General features: G+C 56.7%; 1 pseudogene. It reads left to right on the top strand.

Features of this window, described 5'->3' with window-relative positions:
* A pseudogene (locus QN347_RS20670) lies at positions 1–245 on the top strand (IS21 family transposase); the annotation flags it as partial.

Here is a 245-nt window from a genome sequence, read left to right as displayed (position 1 = left end):
CATTTTATGGTGGCGTCACTCAGCTCATCGTGCCGGATAATCCGAAGGCAATGATCGCCGACGCCAACCGCTACGAACCGCGCAGCAACGACACTGTGCTCGACTTTGCGCGTCACTATGGCACCTCCATTTTACAGGCACGCCCTTACCATCCGCAGGACAAGGCCAAGGCAGAATCAGAGGTGCAAATCGTCGAACGCTGGATCATGGCCAGTCTGCGCCACCAGCAGGTTAGTAGTGTGCAC

Origin of the sequence: Sphingomonas sp. 10B4, from assembly GCF_035019905.1 — a bacterium.
GTDB classification, from domain to species: Bacteria; Pseudomonadota; Alphaproteobacteria; order Sphingomonadales; family Sphingomonadaceae; genus Sphingomonas; species Sphingomonas glacialis.
This window is presented reverse-complemented; position numbering and strand designations above follow the sequence as displayed.